General features: G+C 69.3%; 29 protein-coding genes. 14 read left to right on the forward strand and 15 right to left on the reverse strand.

Features of this window, described 5'->3' with window-relative positions; translation table 11 throughout:
* Window positions 1–72 precede the first annotated feature (72 nt).
* Window positions 73–714: a DUF2799 domain-containing protein gene (locus AC1DMQ_RS13700; RefSeq protein ID WP_477034109.1), complete on the forward strand. Its 642-nt coding sequence runs from the start codon at window positions 73–75 to the stop codon at window positions 712–714.
* Window positions 715–718: 4 nt separating this feature from the next.
* Here the strand turns inward: AC1DMQ_RS13700 and AC1DMQ_RS13705 are convergent, their stop codons facing one another.
* The 5 genes from AC1DMQ_RS13705 to AC1DMQ_RS13725 form a co-directional block, all read right to left on the reverse strand.
* Window positions 719–1,045, reverse strand: a complete 327-nt coding sequence (locus AC1DMQ_RS13705) for a DUF2834 domain-containing protein (RefSeq protein ID WP_477034110.1) — start codon at window positions 1,043–1,045, stop codon at window positions 719–721.
* A gap of 67 nt (window positions 1,046–1,112) precedes the next feature.
* On the reverse strand, window positions 1,113–1,583 hold the full coding sequence (locus AC1DMQ_RS13710) for a DoxX family protein (protein WP_477034111.1): 471 nt from the start codon (window positions 1,581–1,583) through the stop codon (window positions 1,113–1,115).
* Window positions 1,580–2,350: an HvfC/BufC family peptide modification chaperone gene (locus tag AC1DMQ_RS13715; protein ID WP_477034112.1), complete on the reverse strand. Its 771-nt coding sequence runs from the start codon at window positions 2,348–2,350 to the stop codon at window positions 1,580–1,582. Before AC1DMQ_RS13715 ends, AC1DMQ_RS13710 begins: the two co-directional genes overlap by 4 nt.
* Window positions 2,343–3,173 (reverse strand): MNIO family bufferin maturase, encoded by an 831-nt coding sequence (bufB, locus tag AC1DMQ_RS13720; protein WP_477034113.1) that lies wholly within the window; start codon window positions 3,171–3,173, stop codon window positions 2,343–2,345. Before bufB ends, AC1DMQ_RS13715 begins: the two co-directional genes overlap by 8 nt.
* 69 nt (window positions 3,174–3,242) lie before the next feature.
* Complete coding sequence (locus tag AC1DMQ_RS13725) at window positions 3,243–3,524, reverse strand: BufA1 family periplasmic bufferin-type metallophore (protein ID WP_477034114.1); 282 nt, start codon at window positions 3,522–3,524, stop codon at window positions 3,243–3,245.
* Between the two features lie 221 nt (window positions 3,525–3,745).
* Here AC1DMQ_RS13725 and AC1DMQ_RS13730 point away from each other — a divergent pair, with 221 nt between their 5' ends.
* Complete coding sequence (locus AC1DMQ_RS13730) at window positions 3,746–4,288, forward strand: sigma-70 family RNA polymerase sigma factor (RefSeq protein WP_477034115.1); 543 nt, start codon at window positions 3,746–3,748, stop codon at window positions 4,286–4,288.
* On the forward strand, window positions 4,275–4,916 hold the full coding sequence (locus tag AC1DMQ_RS13735; RefSeq protein ID WP_477034116.1) for an NrsF family protein: 642 nt from the start codon (window positions 4,275–4,277) through the stop codon (window positions 4,914–4,916). Before AC1DMQ_RS13730 ends, AC1DMQ_RS13735 begins: the two co-directional genes overlap by 14 nt.
* A 171-nt stretch (window positions 4,917–5,087) precedes the next feature.
* Here AC1DMQ_RS13735 and efp read toward each other — a convergent pair whose 3' ends face one another.
* Window positions 5,088–5,657 (reverse strand): elongation factor P, encoded by a 570-nt coding sequence (gene efp, locus AC1DMQ_RS13740; RefSeq protein WP_477034117.1) that lies wholly within the window; start codon window positions 5,655–5,657, stop codon window positions 5,088–5,090.
* Window positions 5,658–5,876: 219 nt separating this feature from the next.
* Here efp and epmA point away from each other — a divergent pair, with 219 nt between their 5' ends.
* The gene (gene epmA / locus AC1DMQ_RS13745; protein WP_477034118.1) at window positions 5,877–6,926 is read left to right on the forward strand and encodes an EF-P lysine aminoacylase EpmA; all 1,050 of its coding nucleotides are present in this window, start codon (window positions 5,877–5,879) and stop codon (window positions 6,924–6,926) included.
* On the opposite strand, the gene AC1DMQ_RS13750 is transcribed toward epmA, so the two are convergent.
* On the reverse strand, window positions 6,923–7,753 hold the full coding sequence (locus AC1DMQ_RS13750; RefSeq protein WP_477034119.1) for a class I SAM-dependent methyltransferase: 831 nt from the start codon (window positions 7,751–7,753) through the stop codon (window positions 6,923–6,925). The two genes, epmA and AC1DMQ_RS13750, sit on opposite strands and share 4 nt — an antisense overlap.
* 69 nt (window positions 7,754–7,822) lie before the next feature.
* Between AC1DMQ_RS13750 and AC1DMQ_RS13755 the strand changes: the two genes are divergently transcribed.
* The 3 genes from AC1DMQ_RS13755 (at window position 7,823) to AC1DMQ_RS13765 (ending at window position 11,503) form a co-directional block, all read left to right on the forward strand.
* Window positions 7,823–8,245, forward strand: a complete 423-nt coding sequence (locus AC1DMQ_RS13755) for a helix-turn-helix domain-containing protein (protein WP_477034120.1) — start codon at window positions 7,823–7,825, stop codon at window positions 8,243–8,245.
* 47 nt (window positions 8,246–8,292) lie between these two features.
* Window positions 8,293–9,339, forward strand: a complete 1,047-nt coding sequence (locus AC1DMQ_RS13760; RefSeq protein ID WP_477034121.1) for a lysine-2,3-aminomutase-like protein — start codon at window positions 8,293–8,295, stop codon at window positions 9,337–9,339.
* An 85-nt stretch (window positions 9,340–9,424) separates the two neighbouring features.
* Window positions 9,425–11,503: a glycoside hydrolase family 65 protein gene (locus AC1DMQ_RS13765; RefSeq protein WP_477034122.1), complete on the forward strand. Its 2,079-nt coding sequence runs from the start codon at window positions 9,425–9,427 to the stop codon at window positions 11,501–11,503.
* 67 nt (window positions 11,504–11,570) lie between these two features.
* On the opposite strand, the gene fba is transcribed toward AC1DMQ_RS13765, so the two are convergent.
* From fba to gap, 4 genes are all read right to left on the reverse strand, one after another.
* Window positions 11,571–12,662 (reverse strand): class II fructose-bisphosphate aldolase, encoded by a 1,092-nt coding sequence (gene fba / locus AC1DMQ_RS13770; RefSeq protein WP_477034123.1) that lies wholly within the window; start codon window positions 12,660–12,662, stop codon window positions 11,571–11,573.
* 155 nt (window positions 12,663–12,817) lie between these two features.
* Window positions 12,818–14,008, reverse strand: a complete 1,191-nt coding sequence (locus tag AC1DMQ_RS13775) for a phosphoglycerate kinase (RefSeq protein ID WP_477034124.1) — start codon at window positions 14,006–14,008, stop codon at window positions 12,818–12,820.
* 12 nt (window positions 14,009–14,020) lie between these two features.
* Complete coding sequence (locus AC1DMQ_RS13780) at window positions 14,021–14,335, reverse strand: hypothetical protein (protein WP_477034125.1); 315 nt, start codon at window positions 14,333–14,335, stop codon at window positions 14,021–14,023.
* 129 nt (window positions 14,336–14,464) lie between these two features.
* Window positions 14,465–15,472: a type I glyceraldehyde-3-phosphate dehydrogenase gene (gene gap, locus AC1DMQ_RS13785; RefSeq protein WP_477034126.1), complete on the reverse strand. Its 1,008-nt coding sequence runs from the start codon at window positions 15,470–15,472 to the stop codon at window positions 14,465–14,467.
* A gap of 229 nt (window positions 15,473–15,701) precedes the next feature.
* Between gap and AC1DMQ_RS13790 the strand changes: the two genes are divergently transcribed.
* Window positions 15,702–16,190 carry a hypothetical protein gene (locus AC1DMQ_RS13790; RefSeq protein ID WP_477034127.1) on the forward strand — a complete coding sequence of 163 codons (489 nt, stop codon included), beginning with the start codon at window positions 15,702–15,704 and terminating at the stop codon, window positions 16,188–16,190.
* Between the two features lie 3 nt (window positions 16,191–16,193).
* Window positions 16,194–16,520 carry a cell division protein ZapA gene (locus AC1DMQ_RS13795; protein ID WP_012284839.1) on the forward strand — a complete coding sequence of 109 codons (327 nt, stop codon included), beginning with the start codon at window positions 16,194–16,196 and terminating at the stop codon, window positions 16,518–16,520.
* Window positions 16,521–16,564: 44 nt separating this feature from the next.
* On the opposite strand, the gene AC1DMQ_RS13800 is transcribed toward AC1DMQ_RS13795, so the two are convergent.
* The 3 genes from AC1DMQ_RS13800 to AC1DMQ_RS13810 all read right to left on the reverse strand — a co-directional run bounded on the left by AC1DMQ_RS13800 (window position 16,565) and on the right by AC1DMQ_RS13810 (window position 19,102).
* Window positions 16,565–17,011 carry a hypothetical protein gene (locus tag AC1DMQ_RS13800; protein WP_477034128.1) on the reverse strand — a complete coding sequence of 149 codons (447 nt, stop codon included), beginning with the start codon at window positions 17,009–17,011 and terminating at the stop codon, window positions 16,565–16,567.
* A gap of 101 nt (window positions 17,012–17,112) precedes the next feature.
* Window positions 17,113–17,916, reverse strand: a complete 804-nt coding sequence (locus AC1DMQ_RS13805) for a polysaccharide deacetylase family protein (protein WP_477034129.1) — start codon at window positions 17,914–17,916, stop codon at window positions 17,113–17,115.
* Between the two features lie 76 nt (window positions 17,917–17,992).
* The gene (locus AC1DMQ_RS13810) at window positions 17,993–19,102 is read right to left on the reverse strand and encodes an aminotransferase-like domain-containing protein (RefSeq protein ID WP_477034130.1); all 1,110 of its coding nucleotides are present in this window, start codon (window positions 19,100–19,102) and stop codon (window positions 17,993–17,995) included.
* A 99-nt stretch (window positions 19,103–19,201) separates the two neighbouring features.
* Here AC1DMQ_RS13810 and AC1DMQ_RS13815 point away from each other — a divergent pair, with 99 nt between their 5' ends.
* The 4 genes from AC1DMQ_RS13815 (at window position 19,202) to AC1DMQ_RS13830 (ending at window position 21,997) form a co-directional block, all read left to right on the forward strand.
* Window positions 19,202–19,642, forward strand: coding sequence for a MarR family winged helix-turn-helix transcriptional regulator (locus AC1DMQ_RS13815; protein WP_477034131.1), 441 nt, complete (start codon window positions 19,202–19,204; stop codon window positions 19,640–19,642).
* A 388-nt stretch (window positions 19,643–20,030) separates the two neighbouring features.
* Window positions 20,031–20,537 (forward strand): methyltransferase family protein, encoded by a 507-nt coding sequence (locus AC1DMQ_RS13820; protein ID WP_477034132.1) that lies wholly within the window; start codon window positions 20,031–20,033, stop codon window positions 20,535–20,537.
* A gap of 18 nt (window positions 20,538–20,555) precedes the next feature.
* Window positions 20,556–21,170, forward strand: a complete 615-nt coding sequence (locus tag AC1DMQ_RS13825; RefSeq protein ID WP_477034133.1) for a 5-formyltetrahydrofolate cyclo-ligase — start codon at window positions 20,556–20,558, stop codon at window positions 21,168–21,170.
* A 5-nt stretch (window positions 21,171–21,175) separates the two neighbouring features.
* Window positions 21,176–21,997 (forward strand): TIGR00282 family metallophosphoesterase, encoded by an 822-nt coding sequence (locus tag AC1DMQ_RS13830; RefSeq protein ID WP_477034134.1) that lies wholly within the window; start codon window positions 21,176–21,178, stop codon window positions 21,995–21,997.
* On the opposite strand, the gene AC1DMQ_RS13835 is transcribed toward AC1DMQ_RS13830, so the two are convergent.
* A complete protein-coding gene (locus tag AC1DMQ_RS13835; RefSeq protein ID WP_477034135.1) occupies window positions 21,981–22,649 on the reverse strand; it encodes a DUF2059 domain-containing protein in 669 nt (222 codons plus the stop codon). The two genes, AC1DMQ_RS13830 and AC1DMQ_RS13835, sit on opposite strands and share 17 nt — an antisense overlap.
* Window positions 22,650–22,779: 130 nt before the next feature.
* Between AC1DMQ_RS13835 and AC1DMQ_RS13840 the strand changes: the two genes are divergently transcribed.
* On the forward strand, window positions 22,780–23,193 hold the full coding sequence (locus tag AC1DMQ_RS13840) for an organic hydroperoxide resistance protein (protein ID WP_477034136.1): 414 nt from the start codon (window positions 22,780–22,782) through the stop codon (window positions 23,191–23,193).
* Window positions 23,194–23,216 lie beyond the last annotated feature (23 nt).

Consider the following 23,216-nt stretch of genomic DNA (forward strand, 5'->3'; position numbering starts at 1 on the left):
AAACGCCGTTCAGCGGCCGTTCAGGCGGCCAAGCTTTAGCTTCCCCCAAGCCTTGCTTAGGGGAGCTTTCACATGCGTCGTCTTTGGGTTCTCGGATTGGCCGTCGCCGTCGCCGTCGGCGCGCTGGCCGGCTGCGCCACCATGAGCAAGGAGGCCTGCCTGCAGGGCGACTGGGCCGGGGTCGGCTTCAAGGACGGCGAAGCGGGGCGCCCGCAAAGCCGCTTGGACGACCACGCCAAGGCCTGCGCCAAGGCCGGGGTGGTCCCCGACGCCGCGCCCTATTTCCAGGCCCGCGACCAGGGTCTGAAGCTCTATTGCACCCAGGACCGGGGCTTCGGCGAGGGGCGCAACGGCAATTCCTACGCCGGGGTTTGCCCGCAGGGGGCCGAGCGCGGGTTCTTGGTGGGCTATGCCGACGGCCAACTGGTCCACGCCGCGGTCTCGCGTCTGAGCCAGGCGGAATCCGACCGCCAGAGCGCCGACAACCGCGCCGAGAAACGTGACCGCGAGGCGCGCGGCGTCGAGGACGAGCTGAAGAATCCCAAGCTGAACGACGAGCAGAAGCACGAACTGCGCGACCGCCTGAACCGCCTGCGGTCCGAGCGCCGACAGGCTGTCGAGGACGGCCGCCGCGCCGAATGGGCGGCCCGCGACGCCGAGCGCGAGGTCAGCGAGCTGCAACACCGGTTCGGGCCGCGCTACGGCGGCTGGTGACCGATCAGACGGCCGAGCGTTCCGCGTGGCGCTCGCGCAGGGCCAGCAGCATCGGCAGGCCCAGCGAAACGCCGACCAGGAACACCGCCGCCGCCGTCATCCACACCGCCCGCCAACCCAGGCGGCGCGCCTCGAAGATCGCGAAGACCAGTAGCGCGACCGCCGAGACGATGACGTCCCAGCCGAAGAAGGCGCCGATCCGGGTCGAGAACAGCTCGGCCACGAACCGAGGGATATCCAGCCCGTGCTCGACCAGCCACGGCAGGAACGCCGCATAGGGCAGGACGACGCCCGGGATGCAGAGCGCCCAGTAGAGATGGCTGCGCGACATGGTCGAGGTCTCCTGGCCCGCCGCGACGAGAGCGTGGCTGGGCTGGAGCGGTCAAGCGCGCCAGGCCTCAGCGGATGCCGAACACCCGATCCAGGCTGAATTTGCCGCCGCCCTTGGCGATCAGGAACAGCAGGATGGCGGCCCAGGACAGGTGGGTGCTCCAGGCGTCCGGGTAGACGAACACCTCGATCACCAGGGTCATGCCCAGGAAGGCCAGCGCCGAGAGCCGGGTGAACAGGCCCAGCACCAGCAGGATCGAGAACAGGTGCTCGCTGTAGGTCGCCAGGTGGGCCGCCACGTCCGAGGGGATCAGCGGCAGGGCGTATTCCTCGGCGAACAGCGAATAGGTCCCGTCGGTGATGTGCAGGATCCCGTCGACCTTGGTGCGTCCCGACAGGAAGAACACCGAGGCGATGCCCAGGCGCGCGACCAGGGTCAGGACGCCGTCGGGCAGGGCGCGATGGGCCAGGACCGCCAGTTGGTCGAGCGGACGGCTCCAGGGGCGCGAGGCGGCGGGGACGAGCATCTGGTCGGTCACGCGGGGTCTCCAAGGTCGAGGCCGCTGAACACGCCGTCGGCGATCAGGGCGGCGAAGAGGGTTGCGAGGTCGGCGGCGGGGTCGGCCTCTCCGGCGGCGGTGATCGCCTCCCCGAGGGTCGCGCCGTCACGGGCGGCGGCCAGGAAGCCGAAACCGGCGAGGTCGAGCAGGCGGCTGTGCACCGCGTCGTGGGGACGGACGATCAGGACGCCCTGTGGGGCGTCCGTCAGTTCCATCTCGCCGGGATCAGGTTCGCGGGCGGCCAGCCACAGACCGGGCAGGCCGGTGTCGAACCAGGCGAAGGCCAGGCTGGGGTGCAGGCGCGGACGGGCGGCGGCCAGGGCCTCGGGATCGAGCGCGAAGGCCTCGGCGGCCAGGGGCTCGGCCTCGTCCGCGAACAGGGCGGTGGTCCATATCCGGTCCAACTGGGCCATGGCGGGCAGGTAGGGCAGATCGTCGGCCGGCGGGAAACGCTCCAGCCAGTCGGGGAAGGCCTCGCCATAGGCCAGCAGGGCGGCCCCGGTCGGTGGATGCTCGCGGGCGAACAGGGCGGCGGCGGCACGGAACCAGTCGTCGCCGACCAGGCTGGCCACGGTGGGGAAGTTGGCGGCCAGGGCGTCGACACAGCCCTTGGCGATGGTGTTGCGATAGACGGCCAGACCGGCGGGTTCGGCCTCGTGGTCCAGCAGCCAGGCGGCGATCGGCGCGGCGGTTCGCTCGGCCAGGGCGGCGGCGAAGGCGTCCTGGAAACGGCCCAGATCAGACATAGGCCGGCTCCCGTCGGGCCAGCATGCCATGCGCGCGATCCCGCTCGGCCATAAGCACCTCGAAGGCGGGGATATCGTCGTCGCGCTCGATCAGGGTGGGTCGAGGACCGACGCGGTCGATCAGGCGGCGATACAGCGCCCAGACGGGCTCGGCGATCGGCGCGCCGTGGGTGTCGATCAGGAGGCTCGAGCCGCCTTCATCGACGCCGTGGCCGGCCAAGTGGACCTCGCCGATCACGTCGGCGGGCAGGGCGTCCAGATAGGTCTCGGCCGCGTAGCCCAGGTTGCTGGCGCTGACGAACACGTTGTTGACGTCGACCAGCAGGCCGCAGCCCGTGCGGCGGGTCAGTTCGATCAGGAAATCGGTCTCGTCCAGCTCGTGGCCGGTCAGCGGCAGGTACAGCGACGGGTTCTCGACCAGGATCGTCCGTCCAAGGACGTCCTGCGTGCGCCCGATGTTGCTGGCGATGCGGTTCAGGGCCGCTTGGGTCCGGGGGAAGGGCAGGAGGTCGGGCTGGTGGACGCCGCGGTGGGTGCTCCAGGCCAGGTGTTCGGAGACCACGAACGGCTTGAACCGGTCGGCCAAGGCCTTCAGGGCGGAGAGGTGCGCCGGGGCCGGATCGGCGTCGGCGGCCAGGGACAGGCCCACCCCGTGCAGCGACAGCGGGTGCTTCTCGCGGATCGCCTCCAGCCAACGCAGGCGCGGCCCGCCGGCGGCCATGTAGTTCTCGGGATGGACCTCGAACCACAGGCCCGCGTCCTCGGCCGCCAGGGCCTCGGCGTAGTGCTGCGATTTGAGGCCGAGGCCGACGGTGGGGGACATCGTCTCAATCCAAACCTGTCATCCCGAATGAAGCGAAGCGCAGATCCGGGATGACAGCGTAGGAGTGGCTTACATCGACTTCGGGGTCAGCGAGCCCGTACCGTTCGGCGTCTTGATCGTGGTGCAGGTGCCCTTGGCGACCTTCTTCCAGGCGTCGGCCTGATAGTCGGTCTTCGAGGTGCCCGCGCAGCTGGTGCCGGCGCCGGCCTTGCAGTCGTTCTGGCCGGCCTTGGCGACGCCGTAGCACTTTTCCATTTCGGTCTTGGCCGGCTTCATGTCGTCGCGGGCCATGGCGGCGCCGGCGCTCAGGGCGAACACGGCGGCGAGGGCGAGAGCGGGAGTGCGGTTCATGGGGACGTTTCCTTCGTCAGGGTCTGACCGGGCCCGGCGCCGTTCGTCGGCCCGTCCTGCGCGGTCAAGGGTGAGTTACGGACGGGTGCGACGAAAGGTTACACCGGTATCCGAACAAAAAAGCGGCGGACCAAAAAACACCGGACGATGTCGGGCCCCGGTTCCCGCCGTCCGCGACGCGGTGTAACCATCGGGCCGTCTCGCGCGAACAAGGGGGAGGCGTGACGGAAACCGAGGCCGCCCTGAAGGCGCTGATGCTGCTGGGCCTGGACGGCGACGCCCCGGCCTATCGGCTGTTGCTGTCTCAACTCGGTGGCCGGCTCCGCGTCTATTTCGAGCGTCGCATGCGCGACGCTCCCGGCGATGTGGAGGACCTGGTGCAAGAGACCCTGATGGCGGTGCATACGCGGCGCGCGACCTACGATCGCGCCCAGCCGTTCACCCCCTGGGCCTTCGCCCTGGCGCGCTACAAGCTGATCGACCACTGGCGGCGGCGGAAGGTGCGGGTGACCCTGCCCATCGACGACTATGTCGAGGTCCTGGCCGCCTACGCCCCCGAGCCCGGCTCGGCCATGGACCTGGACAAGGCGCTGGAGACCTTGCCCGAGCGCCAGCGCAATTTGGTGCGCGACGTCAAGATCGAGGGCCTCAGCCTGGCCGAGGCCGGCGAACGGGCCGGCGTGAGCGAGGGCGCGGCCAAGGTCGCCCTGCACCGGGCGCTGAAGAGTCTCGGAGAAAGGATGCGCGGTCGTGCGGACGGATGATCTGATCGATCAGCTGGCGGCCGAACCGCGCGCCATCCCGGCCGGGGCGGTGCAGCGCCGGTTCGTGGCCGTGGCCGTGGCCGGCGGCCTGGCCGCCCTGGTCATGGTGCTGGCCTGGCTGGGCACGCGGCAGGACCTGGCCCAGGCCATGACCGGCCGGATGTTCTGGATGAAGGCGATGTACACCGCCCTGCTGGGCGTGGCGGGCTTCTGGGCGCTGGAGCGCCTGGCGCGGCCGAACGGCGCGCCGCGCAAGGCGTTGCTGTTCGGGGCCCTGGTGCTGGCGCTGTTCGTCGGCATGGGCTTTGGCCAATGGCTGGTCGCCGACTGGGAGCATCGTCGGTCGATGATGATGGGCGGATCGTGGAAGGTCTGCTTCCGCTACATCCTCACCCTGGCCCTGCCGGGCTTGGCGGCGACGCTGGTGGTGCTGCGCGGCATGGCCCCCACCCGCCCGGGTCTGGCCGGCTTCGCGGCCGGGGCCTTCGCCGGCGGCTTGGCGGCCACGGTCTATGGCCTGCACTGCGGCGAGAGCACGATGGTGTTCGTGGGCACCTGGTACACCCTGGGGGTGCTGGGCACCGGGGCGCTGGGGGCGGTGGTGGGGAAGTGGGCGTTGCGGTGGTGACTCCTTCCTTCTCCCCTTGCGGGAGAAGGTGGCCGCCGAAGGCGGTCGGATGAGGGGTTTCTCGGCGGTTGAACGAAGAAGGGCCGCACGGCTTTCACCGGTGCGACCCCTCATCCGTCGGCTGGCGCCGACACCTTCTCCCGCAAGGGGAGAAGGAGGACTGATCGAAGCTTAGTCCTTGGCGCGTTCCTGGTACGAGCCGTCTTCCGTCAGGATGATCACCCGGGTGCCCGAGGCGATGTACGGCGGCACCATGGTGCGCACGCCGTTGCTGAGGATCGCCGGCTTGTACGACGACGAGGCGGTCTGGCCCTTCACCGACGGTTCGGTCTCGACGATCTCGAGCGTCACGGTGCGCGGCAGCTCCAGGGCGATCGGGACGTCGTTGTGGGTCGACAGGACGACGGTCATGTTTTCCTGCAGATAGGCGCCCAGGTCGCCGATCACCTCTTCGGTCGCCACGAGCTGGTCATAGCTTTCCGGGTTCATGAAGTGATAGCCCTCGCCGTCCTTGTACAGGAAGGTGTGGTCGCGCTGGTCGACGAAGGCGCGCTCGACCTGCTCGGTGGTGCGGTAGCGTTCCGACACCTTCACGCCGTCCGCGATGCGGCGCATGTTCAGCTGGGTGACCGGGGTGCCCTTGCCGGGGTGGATGTTTTCGACGTTGAGAACGACGTAGAGCTTGCCGTCCATATCGACGACAAAGCCTTTCCGGAGCGAGCTGGCGGCGACTTTGGTCACGTAGTGCGTCCTTGGATCTCGCGGCGGCCTTGGCCGCGAATTGCGTTAGATATCGCCCTCCTATAGCGATCCTCGCCAAGTTCGCCACCCCCCGACCGGAGCCTTTAGCCTCACGCGAAATCGCGTGAGGCGTCTAAAAGGCTCCTGTTTTAAAGTTTAGAGCGTGGCAGGCGCCGAAACCGCTCACACTTTCGGCTGCCACGCTCTAAGGGACGCCCCGTGCCGACAGCCTTTCCTTCGCCCTGGTGGCGGCCCGAAAACCACGCCGACCGGCGGCCGTTCCTGCTGGCCCGCAACCGGATCAAGAGCGCGTTCCGGGTCTGGTTCGAGGGGCAGGACTTCTTGGAGGTCGAGACCGCGGCCCTGCAGGTCTCGCCCGGCAACGAGGCCCATCTGCACGCCTTCGAGACGGCGGCCCTGACGCTTTCCGGCGAAAGCGCGCCGCTCTACCTGCACACCTCGCCGGAGTTCTCGTGCAAGAAGCTGCTGGCGGCGGGCGAGACCAGGATCTTCGATTTCGGCAAGGTCTGGCGCAACCGCGAGCGCGGGGCGCTGCACCATCCGGAGTTCACCATGCTGGAATGGTACCGGGTCGACGCGCCCTACCAGACCCTGATGGACGACTGCGCGGCGCTGTTGGCGCTTTCGGCGGAAACCGTGGGAACCCTCCAATTCCGCTTTCGGGGCCATGTCTGCGATCCGTTCGCCGCGCCCGAGCGGGTGACGGTGGCGGAGGCGTTCGAACGGCATGCACGCGTCGATCTGCTGGCCTCGATCGACGGGGCTGGGGCGACCGACCGTGACGCTCTCGCCGCTTCCGCGAAGGCCGCCGGCATCCGTGTCGCCGATGACGACACCTGGGCCGACGTGTTCAGCCGGGTCATCGTCGAGAAGGTCGAGCCGAACCTCGGCATCGGCCGCGCCACGATCCTCTGCGAATACCCGACCGCCGAGGCGGCTCTCGCCCGACCCAAGCCCGGCGACCCGCGCGTGGCCGAGCGGTTCGAGCTCTATGCCTGCGGGGTCGAGCTGGCCAACGCCTTCGGCGAGCTGACCGATGCCGGCGAGCAGCGCCGCCGCTTCGAGGCCGAGATGGACGAGAAGGCCCGGGTCTATGGCGAGCGCTATCCGCTGGACGAGGACTTCCTGGCCGCCCTGGCGATCATGCCCAACGCCTCGGGCTCGGCCCTGGGCTTCGACCGGCTGGTGATGCTGGCGGCGGGCGCCTCGCGGGTGGACCAGGTGCTGTGGACGCCGGTGGCGGGTTAGGCCCGCGCCCGCACCATCCAGCAGGCGGCGGTGAACCGCGCCTCGCCGTCGGTCAGGAAGGGCTGGAACCCACGCCATACGGCGTCGATCACCGCGCGGCGGCGATCTTCGTCCAGGTCAGGCAGCGCCAGGCTGACCGGTCCCACGCGGGTCATATAGGTTTCCAGGTCGTCCACCGTCATTGTGCAGGCGACGTCGAGCGGCTGGATGTCCACGTCCCGCCACCCGGCCGTCGATAAGATTCCTTCCACCCGGCCGGGGTCGGCGAAGGCGAACTGGCCCGGCGCGGCGGGATCGCGCGGCGGCGCTTCGGGCAGCAGCGGGGCGGCTGCCCGTTCGGCCGCGGTCATGAACGGGTTGTCCTCGCGGCCGCGCCAGGCGATGCACGCCAGGTCCGCGTCCGTCCGCGAGGCCCGCCGCAGGTTGGCGAAAGCGGCGACGGGATCGTCGAAGAACATCACCCCGAACCGCGAGATCACCGCGTCGAAGGTCTGGGACTGGAAGTCGTGGGTCTGGGCGTCGGCGAGCAGGAAGTCTGTATTCCCGGCGCCCGTCTCGCTCGCCCGCTGTCGGGCCCGCTCAATCAGCGGAACGGAAATGTCTGCGCCGGTGCAGCGGCCCCCCGGATCCAGGTTCCGGGCCACGGCGAAGGTGGTCGCGCCGGCGCCGCAGCCGACGTCGAGCACCGCTTGCGCGCCTTGCACCGCGTCGATCAATGGCCGCTCGAAGGGCGTGAACAGGCGATCGAGCAGGGCGTTCTGCTCGACCCAGTTGTGGCCGGCCTGGCTGTTCCAGAGTTGGGCCTGGGCCTGGTTCGCTTCCGTCACGCGCGGTCCTCCTTGCTTCAATGTGGGCTATCGACGAGGCTACGAATTCAAGCCGACTTGAGGTCAACCGTGAAACTTCTCGACATCGCGCAGGTGGCTCGGGGAACGGGCATGGCGGCCTCCAGGCTCCGTTACTACGAGGAAAAAGGCCTGATCGCCTCGATCGGCCGGCGAGGGCTGAAGCGATTGTTCGAGCCCAGCGTGCTGGAGCGCCTGTCGCTGATCGCCCTGGCCCAGACGGCCGGCTTCTCGCTGGACGAGATCGCCGGCATGTTCGACACGGCAGGCCGGGTCAGCCTCAAGCGCGTGCAGCTCTCGGCCAAGGCCGACGACCTGGACCGGACGATCCGCCGCCTCTCCGGGCTGCGCGACGGCCTGCGCCACGCCGTCGCCTGTCCCGCTCCCAGCCACATGGAGTGCCCGACCTTCCGGCGGCTGCTGAAAGGGGCGGTCGAGAGTCGGCGCCGGACCTTCGTCGAGGACCTCGGCTAGCCCGTCGCATTGCGCCAACGGGCCTAATCGGCCATATCCCGCGCCTCATGACCGCCGCCCGCACCCTCCGCAGCGCCGCCGCGCTGGCCGAAGCCGGCCTGATCGCTCCCGAGCGGCTGCCGGCGCTCGAGGCCGTGGCGGCCCGCTACGCCGTGGCGATCACCCCGGACATGGCCGACCTGATCGACCCGGCCAACGAGTCCGACCCGATCGCCCGCCAGTTCACGCCCAGCGAGGCCGAGCTGCTGGAAAGCCCCGGCGAGGTCGCCGACCCGATCGGCGACGAGGCCCACAGTCCGGTCGAGGGGATCGTCCACCGCTATTCCGACCGCGTGCTGCTGAAGCCCACCCACACCTGCGCGGTCTATTGCCGGTTCTGCTTCCGCCGCGAAATGGTCGGGCCCGAGGGCCTGGCCAACCTGTCGCCTTCAAGCCTGGACGCGGCCTTCGCCTACATCGCCGCCCACCCGGAGATCTGGGAGGTGATCGTCACCGGCGGCGACCCGCTGGTGCTGTCGCCCCGCCGGCTGCGCGACCTGGGCGAACGGCTGGCCGGGATCGACCATGTGAAGGTCGTGCGGTTCCACACCCGCATCCCGGTGGTCGACCCGGCGGCGATCACCGACGCGATGGTCCAGGCGCTGAAGTCCAGCGGCAAGACCGTCTATGTGGCCCTGCACGCCAACCACGCGCGCGAACTGACCGACGCGGCCCGCGCCGCGGTCGCCCGGATCGTCGACGCCGGGATCCCGATGCTGAGCCAGACCGTGCTGCTGAAGGGCGTCAACGACGATCCCGAGACGCTGGGCGCCCTGATGCGCGGCTTCGTCGAGAACCGCATCCGGCCCTACTACCTGCATCACGGCGACCACGCCCCCGGCACCGCCCACCTGCGCACCACGGTCGAGGAAGGCCGCGCCCTGATGCGCGCCATCCGCGGCCGGTTCTCAGGGCTCTGCCAGCCGACCTATGTCCTCGACATCCCCGACGGTCACGGCAAGGTTCCGATCGGGCCGGACTACCTGGCCGTCGAGGGCGAGGTCGAGGACCCGAACGGCGGCGCGCACGCCTATCCGCCCGGCTCGGCGACCTGACCAGAACGGCGTTCCGAACCTTCCGACCCGCAGGGTGTTTGGCTCACGTCGAGCACGTCTGGAGTCGGAGTCGTCGGAGTCCGCCATGTCCCGTCCCATCAGTCCGCCGTCTGCGTCCGGCCCGAGCGGTCGTGAACTGCCCGCCTATGTCAGCAACGGCCTGATCGGCCTGCGCGTGCGCTGTCAGCCTTTGCAGGCGGGCATGACGATCGTCAGCGGCTATGCCGGCGAGGACCCAGAGCGGCGGATCGAGGGCGCGACGCCCGCGCCCTATCCCCTGGCCGGCGACATCGCCATCGATGGGGCCTGGCTGTCCGATCTGCCCCATCAAGTCACCGATCTCGAACAGGCCTACGATTTCGCCGCGGGCGAGCTGACCAGCCGGTTCGTCTTCCAGGCCGGCGAGCGCCGCCTGACCTGCACGGTGCTGACCTTCGCCAGCCGCGAGGACCCGACCCTGGTCTGCCAGGAGACGACGCTCGAGGTCGACGGCGCCTGCGACCTGCAGGTTCGCGCGGGCGTCGAGACCACCGGCGTCCTGGGCCGGGCGCTGAGGTTCCTGCGCGACACGCCCGGCGAGGGGAAGGCCGACGTTGACGGCACCCTGCTGTGGGAGTCGGCGGGCGGCCTTGGCCGTCTTGGCCTGGCCTATGTCACCGAGATTTCCGGCGGCGCGGCGGCGGGCGTCGAGCCGGTGCGTCCGGCCCTGGACGGCAAGGGCCTGATCACCACCTACGCCTTCCGCGCCGGCGCGCGGACCCGCTATCGCCTGCGGCAGATCACCAGCCTCGTGCCCAGCGCCATGCACGGTCGCCCGGACGAGCAGGCGGGGCGGATGGCCGCCAAGGCCCGGCACGACGGCTTCGACGCCATCCGCGCCGAGAACCACGCGGCCTGGGACGAACTGTGGAAGGGCCGGGTGCGGCTGGTGGGGGCCGACGACCGCTGGCAGGCCCTGGCCGACGCGGCCTTCTTCTACCTGAACACCTCGGTCCACGCCTCGTCGTGCGCCTCGACCTCGATCTTCGGCTTGGCCACCTGGCACGACTATCACTACTATTACGGCCACGTGATGTGGGACATCGAGGCCTTCGCCGCGCCGGTCCTGACCCTGGTCCAGCCCCAGGCGGCCCACGCCCTGCTGGACTACCGCTTCCGTTACCTCGAGTCCGCGAAGACGAACGCCCGGCTGATGGGCCGGCAGGGCGCGCAGTTCCCGTGGGAGAGCTCGCCGTCGAAGGGGGAGGAGGCCGCGCCCTTGCCGGGCACGGCGTGCTGGCACGAGGATCACGTCTCGCTGGACGTGGCTCGGGCCTTCGCCCTGTTCGCGGACGCGACCGGCGAGGGCGAGTTTCGGCGCGAGAAGGCCTGGCCGGTCCTGGCCGGCGTCGCCGAGTGGATCGTCTCGCGCGCCCACAAGACCGCCGAGGGCTACGAGATCCGTGCCTCCATGGGCATCGCCGAGCGCGAGCAGCCGGTCGACAACGCCGCCTTCACCAACATGGCCGCCGTGGTGGTGCTGAACGACGCCGTCCGGGTCGGCGAGCGTCTTGGCCGGTCGGTCGACCCGCGCTGGCGGATCGTCGCCGACGGCATGGTCCTGCCGCGCCGCGACCGGGTGTTCGTCTCGCACGACGGCTATCGCAAGACCGAGGAGAAGGGCGGCACGCCCGACCCGCTGATGGGCGTGTGGCCGTTCGGTTACCGCCTGGACCCCGAAGACGAGCAGGCGACCCTGAGGTTCTATCTCGATCTGGCCGACACCTATGTCGGCAGCCCGATGCTGTCGGCCCTGTACGGCGCCTGGGCGGCGCGGACCGGCGACCGGGCGCTGGCGCTGAAGCTGCTGGACGACGGCTACGCCAAGTTCGAGAGCGGCCGCTTTGCCCAAATCCTTGAATACCGCCCCGACCGGTTTCCCGAACAGCCGCAAGCCGGCCCGTTCTTCGCCAACATGGGCGGCTTCCTGTCGAGCCTGGTGCTGGGCTTCCCGCGCCTGGAGCCGGGCGAGGGCGAGCCGGAAACCTGGTCCAAGGCGCCGGTGGTCCTGCCGGCCGGCTGGGAGGCGATCCAGATCGACCGGCTCTGGGTGCGCGGCCGGCCCATGCGCCTGGAGGCGCGACACGGCGAGCTGGCGCGCCTGACGCCGGCGGTGGAAGACTAGCGGCCAAACGAAAAGGCCTCCCAGGTCGCCCTGGGAGGCCTCGTCATTTCAGCGAAAGCGCGAAAGCCTACTCGGCCGCCGCCTTCTTCGCCGTGGCGCCGAACTTGGCGTGCAGCTCGCCCGACGTGTAGCGCTTGGCCATGGTCGCGGTCGACAGCGCCTTGATCTTGTCGGCGTGGCCGGCCGAGCCGAACTCGACGAACCGGGCCTGGCAGACCTTGCGCATCGCTTCCTTGGCGGGCTTGAGATAGGCGCGCGGGTCGAACTCGTGCGGGTGCTCGGTCAGGATCTTGCGGATCGCGCCGGTGATGGCCAGGCGGTTGTCGGTGTCGACATTGACCTTGCGCACGCCGTGCTTGATGCCGCGCTGGATCTCTTCGACCGGCACGCCCCAGGTCTGCGGGATGGCGCCGCCGTACTGGTTGATGATGTCCTGCAGGTCCTGCGGAACGCTGGACGAGCCGTGCATCACCAGGTGGGTGTTGGGCAGGCGCTGGTGGATCTCCTCGATCACGTTCATGGCCAGGACGTCGCCGTCCGGCTTGCGCGTGAACTTGTAGGCCCCGTGGCTGGTGCCCATGGCGATGGCCAGGGCGTCGACGCCGGTCTGCTGCACGAAGTCGACCGCCTGGTCGGGGTCGGTCAGCAGCTCGTCGTGCGAGAGGACCCCCTCGAAGCCGTGGCCGTCCTCGGCCTCGCCCATGCCGCTTTCCAGCGAGCCGAGGACGCCCAGTTCACCCTCGACCGAGACGCCGCAGCTGTGGGCCATCTGGACCACCTTGCGGGTGACCTCGACGTTGTATTCGTAGGTGGCGGGGGTCTTGGCGTCCTCCATCAGCGAGCCGTCCATCATCACCGAGGTGAAGCCGTACTGGATCGCCGTGGCGCAGGTCGCCGGGCCGTTGCCGTGGTCCTGGTGCATGCACACCGGGATGTTGGGATAGATTTCGGCCAGGGCGTCGATCATCCGGGCCAGCATGATGTCGTTGGCGTAGTTCCGCGCGCCGCGCGAGGCCTGGATGATGACCGGGGAGTTCACGGCTTCCGCCGCCTCCATGATCGCCAGGCCCTGTTCCATGTTGTTGATGTTGAAGGCCGGCAACGCGTAGTCATGCTCCGCCGCATGATCCAGCAACTGTCTTAGCGTGATCCTCGCCACGTGGTGTTCTCCTGCAAGCGTGAGTGAATTGGGTCGTTTCTTGTTGTTGGGGCCCGACGCTGATGCGTTCTTTGCCCAAGTTTTCCGGACCTCTGTGGTGTCCGTATTTTCGGTTCGGCGCGCCCTCCTGAGACGCGCCGCGAGCCGTTTCCTCCTTAGACTTCCAAGGCTGAGACACCCGGGAGCGTCTTGCCTTCCATCCATTCAAGAAACGCGCCGCCGGCGGTCGAGACGAAGGTGAAATCGCCCGACACGCCCGCGTGGTTCAAGGCCGCCACGGTATCACCGCCGCCGGCAACGGCGACGATCTTACCCGATTTCGCGAGTTTGGCGGCGTGTTTTGCCGCAGAAACAGTCGCTTCGTCGAAAGGCGGCACCTCGAAAACGCCCAGGGGGCCGTTCCAGATCAGCGTATTGCTCGATTCCATGGCTTCGATAAGCCGCTGGGCGCTCTTGGGACCGGCGTCCAGGATCAGGTCGTCGGGCTGGACGTCGGCCAGCTCGCGGGTCTCGGCGTCGACGCCGGGGGCGACCTTCTTGGCCACCACCACGTCGATCGGCAGCAGCAGTTCGCAGCCCGACTTCTGCGCCGTGGCGATGATCTGGCGGGCGGTGTCGGCCAGGTCCTTTTCACAGAGGCTGCCGCCGACGTCATGGCCCTGGGCGAACAGGAAGGTGTTGGCCATGCCGCCGCCGATCGCCAGGCGGTCCAGCTTGGCGACCAGGTTGTTGAGCAGGTCCAGCTTGGTCGAGACCTTGGAACCGCCGACGATGCCCAGCACGGGCTTGCGGGGATTGCCGAGGGCGGCGTCCAGGGCGTCCAGCTCGCGCTGCATGGCCAGGCCCGGATAGGACGGCAGGATGCGGGCCAGGGCTTCGGTCGAGGCGTGGGCGCGGTGGGCGGCGCTGAAGGCGTCGTTGACATAGAGGTCGCCGTTGGCCGCCAGCTGGGCGGCGAAGTCGGGGTCGTTCTTTTCCTCGCCGGCGTGGAAGCGGACGTTCTCCAGCAGGGCCACGCCGCCGTTCTCCATGGCGTCGACCACGGCCTTGGCCTTGGGGCCCACGCAGTCGGCGGCGAAGGCGACTTCCTGCTCCAGCAGCTTGCCCAGCGGCTCGGCCACGAAGGCCAGGCTCATCTCGGGGACCACCTTGCCCTTGGGCCGGTCGAAGTGGGCCAGCAGGATGACCTTGGCGCCCTTGGTCGACAGGTAGTGGATGGTCGGCAGGGCCGCGCGCAGGCGGGTGTCGTCCGTGATCTTGCCGCCGTCGACCGGCACGTTGAAGTCCACCCGGACCAGGGCGCGCTTGCCGGCGAGGTCGGCGGTGTCGAGGGTGCGGAAGGGCATGACGCTATCCAATCAGAGTGAGGTGCAGACATCGGCGCCGCGGAAGGCCAGCAGCGCGCTCAGCAGGAAAACCCCGGCCGGGACCAGGATGTGGAGAAGGCCCATGCGCCGTCGGCGCGAGGCGTAGGCATGCAGCCCCAAGGCGACGAGCCAGCCGAGGGCGAAGAACGGCATCATGGGTTGGGGGTCGTACGCGAAGTTGGAACCCAAAACCCGGACAGGCGGGATGGCCTGGCCGGGGGCATAGGCGCCGCCCAGCACATGGCATGTCGCCATGGCGCCGCCGAAGGCGCAGCCCAGCGCCGACAGGGTCAGGGCGATCGACACCACCCACGTCCAGAGGCGAGCGCGCCAGGAGGCTCTCAGCGGCGTCTGGACGGAGGTGGTCGACATCGATCCTCGGCGGTCTGGTGAAGAAAAACCCCCGCCCTCTGGAGGGGCGGGGGTTCTTTCGTCTTACAGGAACTTCGCCATCACCAGGGCCGTGTCGGCCATGCGGGTCGCGAAGCCCCATTCGTTGTCGTACCAGCTCAGCACGCGGACCAGCTTGCCCTCGATGACCTGGGTCTGAGGCAGGGCGGCCGTCGAGCTGGCGGCGATGTGGTTCAGGTCCGACGAGACCAGCGGGTCGGTGGTGGTGAACAGCACGCCGTTCATGTCGCCGTCGGCGGCGGCCTTCAGGGCGTTGTTCACTTCCTCGACCGTGGTGTCGCGCGACGGCACGACCTTCAGGTCGATGACCGAGACGTTCGGGGTCGGGACGCGGATCGACGAGCCGTCCAGCTTGCCCTTCAGGGCCGGCAGCACCAGGCCCAGGGCCTTGGCGGCGCCGGTCGAGGTGGGGATCATGCTCAGGGCCGCGGCGCGGGCGCGGTAGAGGTCCTTGTGCATGGTGTCCAGCGTGGGCTGGTCGCCGGTGTAGCTGTGGATCGTGGTCATGTAGCCACGCTCGATGCCGACCAGGTCGTGCAGGACCTTGGCCACCGGGGCCAGGGCGTTGGTGGTGCACGAACCGTTGGAGACGACGATGTCGTCGGCGGTCAGGGTCTCGTGGTTGACCTTGTAGACGATGGTCTTGTCGGCGCCGTCGGCCGGAGCCGAGACCAGCACGCGCTTGGCGCCGGCTTCCAGGTGCAGGGCGGCCTTGTCGCGGGCGGTGAAGATGCCCGTGCACTCGAACGCGATGTCGACGTTCAGGTCCTTGTGCGGCAGGTCCTTCGGGTCGCGGATCGCCGTGACCTTGATCTTGCCCATCCCGACGTCGATCCAGTCCTCGCCCGACGTGACGACGCCCGGGAAGCGGCCGTGGACGCTGTCGTAGCGCAGCAGGTGGGCGTTGGTCTCGACGGGGCCCAGGTCGTTGATGGCGACGACCTCGATGTCGCGGCGCGCGTGCTCGGCGATGGAACGCAGGACGAGACGTCCGATCCGGCCGAAGCCGTTGATGGCGACGCGAATGGCCATGAGGTCTTTCTCCTAACGAGCGTTCGGTCCAGGCGACCGACGTTACCTTGATTTTGCAGCGCGTTTTGCGGTGCGGGGCGGGGAAGTCAACCCCAAGAAACCTCCGCGAGCGCTCACATAGGATGACCTATTGTTATCCGCACGCTTTCATCGCCCAATTGTCGCCATGGCGGGTGGCGAAGCGGGTGGCAGTCTATATGTTGCGCTGCATGAAGTTTGGACGATGCCGATGACCCCGGGCGAAGGGAACGCCCTCGAACTGGCCGCACGGCGCCTGGAGCGCGCCGTCGGCCAGCTGGAACAGAAGATCACGGCCGAGCGCACCGCGCGCCTGGCCGCGTTCTCGGCCGCCGCCGCCGCCGCCGCCGCCGCGGCGTCGGGCGCCTCGAGCGGCGAGTCCGGCGATCCGGGCCTGTTCGATGTCGAGGCCGAGTCCCGGGCCGCGCGCCTGGCTGTCGACCTCGAGGCCGCGCGGGCCCGCGAAAAGGCCCTGGAAGAGGCCGGCGAGCAGGCCTCCGAGGCCCTGGGCCGCGCCATCGCCGAGATCCGCGCCGCCCTGGGCGACGAGAGCCTGATCACCGAAGGCGTCCATGACGACGACGAAGAGGATCCTGGGGAAGACCTCGGGGAAGACGAAGAGGGCGCGCCCGACGCCGAAGACGGGGCGGGCGACCTGTTCGGCGGCCTCGACGACGGCGTCACGGAAAGGGAGGCCTGAGCCATGGCCCAACTGACCATCCAGGTGAACGGCCGACCCTACACCGTCGGCTGCGAGGACGGGCAGGAAGCCCATCTGCTGGAAATCGCCCGCCTGTTCGACCGCCAGGTCCGCCAGGTCAGCCAGGACGTCGGCCAGCTGGGCGAGACCCGGCTGTTCCTGATGGGCGCCCTGCTGCTGGCCGACGAGCTGTCGGACCTGAAGCTGCGCCTGGCCCACGCCCAGTCGGAACTGGCCCGCCTGCAGACCGAACAGACCCGCGTCGAGATCCGCGCGATCAAGGCCCTGGACGCCGCGTCCGAGAAGATCGAGGCCCTGGTCCAGGGCTAGGGGCGGCGGGGGCGGTCCTCCGCCGGCCTCGGTTCAGGAGCGCCTCAGTTCAGGAACAGGGGCAGCTTCCAGCCCGTGCCGAAGCCTGCCACCAGCAGCCAGCCGATCAGGGCGACGGAAATGTCGACGATGCGGTTGGACAGCTTCTCGTTCTCGCCCCAGCCGGGGACGTACTTCTMGTAGAACTCCCAGCCCACCACCACGATGACCACCCACCACAGCGGCATGCACCAGGCGCCGAACGCCAGGCCGGCGCTGAAATGGGCCAGGGTGTAGTAGTCGAACGAGCCGCGATCGATGCCGGGCAGCACGTGCGCCCAGTCGTTCAGTATGGCGATCGTCAGGGTCACGACCCCGAAGCCGATTGTCACGCCCCAGCGCCACTCGGGCGAGATCTGCGTCCCGTGCAAGGGAATGACCGAAAGGCCCAGCCCGACGATGATGGCGAGCAGGCTGACGTAGGCGTACCAGGGGCGTTCAGTGAGCGTCATGGAGGCCTCCCTCGTCGATTGCATCCAGGATGCGCCCGGATGCAATGCTCGCATAGGTCGAGGCTAACACGTCCTGCGCGAACGTCCAGGGGCGGCGCCGCTCAACGTGCGCTGGGGGCGGTCACGTAGTCCATCACCTGCTGGAACGGCGCGACCCAGATGTCGGGGCTGCGCTTGAGATGCTCCAGAAGCTGATGGTGCGCCTCGGCCGAGACCTCGAGATAGTCGCCGCCCACCCCGTGGAACTGCAGCACGCCCAGGCCGCCGGCGGCGCGCACGCGCTCGACATAGGCGATCAGCTGGGCGCCGTCCGGGTGGTCGACGGGACCCCAACTGGGCACGGCGAAGGCGTCCAGCCCCGCCGCGTCCGTCACGACCGAGCGATAGGCGTCGCCGCCGGTCCGCGCGTAGCGGACCAGTCCCGAGCCGCGCAGGCCGTCGTGATAGTCCTCGCCGCCGACCAGGCTCTGGCTGCACGGATAAGCGTAAGTCCGCGCCGTGGCGCCGTCGACACCGAACAGCACGGCGTTCATCACCCCGATCTCGGCCAGCATCGACCGGGCGTCGTAGGTCTCGGTCACATAGTGCTCGGCGCGCGGCAGCATGGCGCGCGGGCAGGGGTGGTTCACCGAGTGGTTGCCCAGTTCGTGGCCGCTCCGCGCCGCGCCCCGCCACCGCAGGATCTCGGCCGGCGTCAGGCTGTCGGCGTCCAGGAAGAAGGTGCCTTTCAGTCCCGCCGCGTCCAGTTGCGGGATCGCGACCGCGAGTTGCGAGGGCATGGCGTCGTCATAGGTCAGCACGATGGCCGCGCGCTTGCCCTTCGGCCAGGCGAAGGGCTCCCGGGCTGCGGCCGGCGCGCCGGCGGCCAGGGCCAGCATCAGCGTGGCGAGCAGGGCCAGGCGCATGTCTTGTTCTCCGACTTGCGTCGTGGGTGACACGCTTTGTGTCGATCACCAAGTCGGAGACCGGCGTTCGGCCCCGCTAATCCCCTAGCAGTTCCGCCAGGATCGCCAGCCCCCGCTCGGCGGCCTCGGGCTCGGCGAGGCTGAAGTTCAGGCGGATCGTCGCGCTGGCGCCGCCCTCGGCCAGGAAGTGACTGCCGGGGGTGAACAGCACGCCGCGCTCGACCGATCGCTTCAGCAGGTCCTCGACGTCGACCTCGCCCGCCAGGGTCAGCCAGAAGAACAGCCCGCCCGGCGGCAGCGACCACGAGGCCCGGGCGCCCAGATGCCGGGTCAGGGCGTCGGCGAAGGCGTCGCGCTTGCGGCGGTAGAGGGCGGCGACCTGGGCCATCCGCTCGGCCCGGCCGGGGTCGTTCAGATATTGCAGCACCATCCATTGGCTGAGCCGGTTGGTGTGCAGGTCGGCCGCCTGCTTCAGCTGGACCAGCAGCGGGAACAGGTCGGGCGAGGCGGTCAGGTAGCCCAGGCGCAGGCCCGGTGCGACGGTCTTGGAGAACGAGCCTTGGTAGATCCACGAGCCGCCCGTCATGCCGGCGCAGACCGGCGTGCGGTCGCTGGGCTCGTAGACCAGGTCGCGATAGGGGTCGTCCTCGAACAGGATCACGTCGTTGGCTTGGCAGGCCGCCGCCATGGCCCGGCGCTCGTCGGCGCTCCAGCAGTGGCCGGACGGGTTCTGGAAGGTCGGGATGACGTAGGCCATCGAGGGCGGGGCGTCGGCCCAGCCGGCGCCGGGGGCGGCCCTATCAATGATCTCGAACTTCGCCCCGTAGAAGCGGAACACCTGCAGGGCGGCCAGGTAGGCGGGCGACTCCACGGCCAGGGTCGTGCCGGCGTCGACCACCAGCTTGGCGGCCAGGTCGATGCCCTGCTGCGAGCCCGACAGCACCATCACCCGGTCGGCCGAGGTGTCGAGCCCCAGGGCGGACAGGTCCTCGGCGATCCTGGCGCGCAGGGCCGGCTCGCCCTCGGTGGGGCCGTACTGCAGCAGGTCGCGGGGCGGCGGGGGCAGGTCCAGGCCGGCGAAGGTCTCGGGCGAGGGCAGGCCGCCGGCGAACGAGATCATGCCCGGGCGCTGCGCCACGTTGAGCATGTCGCGCACCGGCGAGGGCTTGATATCCGCACTTCGCATCGACAGCCGCGCCATCGCCGACCTCCACCGGTGTCCCAAAAACGTGTCAAAGACCTTGACCTATCGACAAGATGCGACCGGGCGACCTATTGTGTCAATATGCTTGACCTAGATAATCCTGCCCCTTCGGACGATATTCGTGACGCGATCGAGCAATTCTATTTCGCCTATCGCGGCTTTACTGATCGTCCTGACCGGATTTTGGAAAAGCGCGGCCTGGGGCGGGTGCACCACCGCATCCTCTATTTCCTGGGTCATCGCCCAGGCGTGTCGGTGCGCGGCCTGCTCGACCTGCTGGCTGTCAGCAAGCAGGCCCTGAACGCGCCGCTGCGCCAATTGATGGAGATGGGCCTGGTCCGCGCCGAGGCCGGGACCGAGGACCGCCGGGTCAAGAACCTTCGCCTGACCCCGCAGGGCGAGAAGCTGGAAGCCGAACTCACCGAAGCCCAGACCCGCCATCTGCGCGCGGCGTTCGATCGGGCGGGGGCGGAGGCGGAGCAGGGCTGGCGGGCGGTGATGGGAGAGATGGTGAAGGGCTGAGGCTCACCCACTTGCCCCCACCTGACCGCTTCGCGGTCTGTCCACCCCCATAGGGGGAGGAGGACGCGCCTCTTCCCCCTCTGGGGGAAGACGGTCGCGAAGCGACCCGTAGGGGGCAAGTGCGACAACGCCCCACTGGCGCAACGCCCCCCGAACGCCTATCTTGTTCAACGGCGGGTCAGCTGTGGCCCTCGTCGAAGATTTCTATTCCCAGGGACCTTAATCTCTCTATCGGGACCTGTTCCCTCCCGTGGCCGTGGCTGCGGGAACACGGGGCCCACCTGTAACTAACAGGTTCGAGTGGATTGAAACGTCTTCACGGTTCTTCACGGCGCCGCCACCTTCCCCCATTCTCGTCCGATCCGAACGCTCCGAGCGCGGGATCCGCATGCAAAAATCCAAGGCCCTGATTGGCAGCGCCGTGTTCCTGGTCGTCGCCCCCGGCGTGGTGGCGGGGCTGGTTCCCTGGCTGCTGACCCATTGGCGGTTCGCGCCGCCGCTGCTGGAGCTGGAGGCCGGGCGCTGGCTGGGCGGGGTGCTGATCCTGGCGGCCGCCCCGGTGCTGCTGGAGGCCTTCGTCCGTTTCGCCCTGGAGGGCCGCGGCACGCCCGCGCCGGTGGCCCCGACCAAGACCCTGGTGGTCGGCGGGGCCTACCGCTTCGTCCGCAACCCGATGTACGTGGCCGTCGTCGCCCTGATCCTGGGTCAGGCGCTGCTGCTGGGCCAGGCCGTGCTGCTGGCCTATGGCGCGGCCGCCTGGCTGACCATGCATCTGTTCGTGGTGTTCTATGAAGAGCCCCGGCTGCTGGCCGACTACGGGCCCGCCTACGAGACCTTCCGCCGCCACGTGCCGCGCTGGCTGCCGCGCCTGCGCCCCTGGCGGCCCGCCGCCTGAGGTGGCAGAGGAAGGCTCATGACGATCGTCGATCCCGCCGCCGCCAAGACCGCCCTGCGCGTGTTCGTCCGCAACCGCCGCAAGGAACTGGCCCTCGAACACCCCGAGGCCGACTGGATGATCGTGGACGTGGCCCGCGCGCCATTGACGCAACGGTTTCCCGATCCGCACGGCAAGGTCGCGGCCGTCTATCACGGGCTGGGCTCGGAGATTCCGGCCCGCGCCCTGGCCGACTGGCTGGCCGAGGCTGGGTGGACCCTGGCCCTGCCCAGCGTGGAGGGCGCCGATCCCGAAGGCCGCGGCGGCCACATGGTGTTCCGGCGCTGGACGCCGGGCGAGGCGCTGGTCCGCGACGCCATCGGCCTGGTCGCCCCGCCGCGCGAGCACCCGCTCGTCCAGCCCGACCTGGTGGTCACGCCCCTGCTGGGCTTCGACCGCGAGGGGCGGCGCCTGGGCCAGGGCGGCGGCTACTACGACCGGGCGCTGGAGGCCCTGCGCGCCCGCAAGAGCGTCTTCGTGCTGGGCCTCGCCTATGTGGGACAGGAGACACAGGGCCTGCCCGATGAGCCCCACGACCAACGATTGGACGCCATCCTGACGGAAAGCGAGTATATCGCCGTCCAAGAGGACTGAAATTCATGCGTTTTGCTTTCTTCGGCGACGTCGTGGGCAAGTCGGGCCGCGATGGCCTGGCCGACCACCTTCCCGCCCTGCGTCGCCAACTCGGGCTCGAGTTCGTGATCATCAACGCCGAGAACGCCGCCGCCGGCTTCGGCATCACCGAGAACACCGCCCGCGAGCTGTTCGAGGCCGGGGCCGACTGCCTGACCCTGGGCAACCACAGCTGGGACCAGCGCGAGGCCCTGACCTACATCGTGCGCGAGCCGCGCCTGATCCGGCCAGCCAACTATCCGATCCTGTCGGACGCGCCGGGCCGGGGCAGCCACCTGTTCCAGACCGAGGGCGGCCGCACCATCATGGTGATCAACCTGCTGGGCCGGGTGCACATGGACGCCATGGACGACCCGTTCGCCGCCGCCGACCGCGAGCTGGACAAGGCCCCGCTGGGCCAGGTGGCCGACGCGGTGGTGGTCGACATGCACTGCGAGGCTACGTCCGAGAAGATGGCCATGGGCCACTATTGCGACGGCCGCGCCTCGCTGGTCGTCGGCACCCACACCCACGTGCCGACCGCCGACGCCCAGATCCTGCCGGGCGGCACGGCCTACCAGACCGACGCCGGGGCCTGCGCCGACTACGACAGCGTGATCGGCAACCAGAAGGAGGAGCCGCTGCGGCGGTTCACCACCAAGATCAGCGGCGGCCGCTACACCCCCGCCTCGGGGCCGGCCACGGTCTGCGGCGTGTTCGTCGAGACCGACGACCGCACCGGCCTGGCCGTCCGCGTCGAGCCGATCCGCGTCGGCGGACGGCTGAAGGAGACTATCCCGGAGGTCTAGGCTTGCGGGACGGCGGGCAGGCTTCGCTGACATGACCCATGGCCCAGAACGTCGGACAGAACCGGGCCATGACCTGATCGTTGAACGACTCCATTCGTCCAGCCAGGCCCGCGTCCACGACCTCGACGGTCCGCGCCGTCGCCGCGCGAAGACGCGCCACGGCGGCCTCGTCCAGACCGGGCGTCTGCTTCATGATCTCGAAGTCGTCGGGAAGGGCGCCGGTCGTGACAACCTGCTGACCTAGCGGGCTCTCATAGAAGGAAACCAGGCGCGTGAGGTCCTCGGGCGTCAGGGTCTGGACGTAGAGGCGGGCCATGTCGTCCATCACCGCGCCGATCAACCACGCCTTCGGCGCCTCCGTCGCGCTCGCGTAAGCATCCAGCATTTCGCGTCGCCGGTTCGAAGGATACGCTTTCGCGTCTTCGGCGAAGCCAGCCTGCGCCTCCTTCAAGTTCCGGTCGAACAGGGTGTCCAGGCCGCGCCTCACACCCAGCGCCACGCCCAAGCGGCGGCCGAGCGCCAATGCTTCGGGCGTGATGGCGGCCTGCGGCGCGAGCGCCGGCTCCGCCGCCTGGGTCGGTCGCGACGTCGCCGTCAGCGCGATTAGCGTCGCCGCAGCGACGGCGCACCAGATCCCATGGCGATCGAGCATCGTGCGCCCCGCGAACGTTCCCGCCGCAGTCATGCCGGGCGCATCGCAAGGGAGCAAGCCTTCGTCTTGCGCCTGTCACGCGTTGGGCCGCAAGATCGCGCCACGACCTCATCCCCGAAGGAGCACCCCCATGCCAGCCATCTACACCGCTCGCTCGCACGCCGTCGGCGGCCGCGAAGGCACCGCCAAGACCGACGACGGCCACCTGGACGTCAAGCTGGGCTACCCCAAGTCGATGGGCGGCAACGGCGAGGGCACCAATCCCGAGCAGCTGTTCGCGGCCGGCTACGGGGCCTGCTTCCTGGGCGCGCTGGGCGTGGTCGCCCGGAGCGAAGGCGTCAAGCTGGGCGAGCACAGCCTCGACGTCGAGGTCGACCTGTTCAAGGAGGAGGCCACCGGCTTCCACATCGGCGCCCGCCTGACCCTCAACGCTCCGGACCTCGACGCCGAGACGGCCGAAAAGCTGCTGCACGCCGCCCACCAGGTCTGCCCGTATTCGAAGGCCACGCGCGGCAATATCGAGGTCGATCTGAAGGTCGCCTAGGCCGGGATACGATTGGGGACAGG

The sequence above is a fragment of the Caulobacter sp. 05L422 genome (assembly GCF_056397765.1).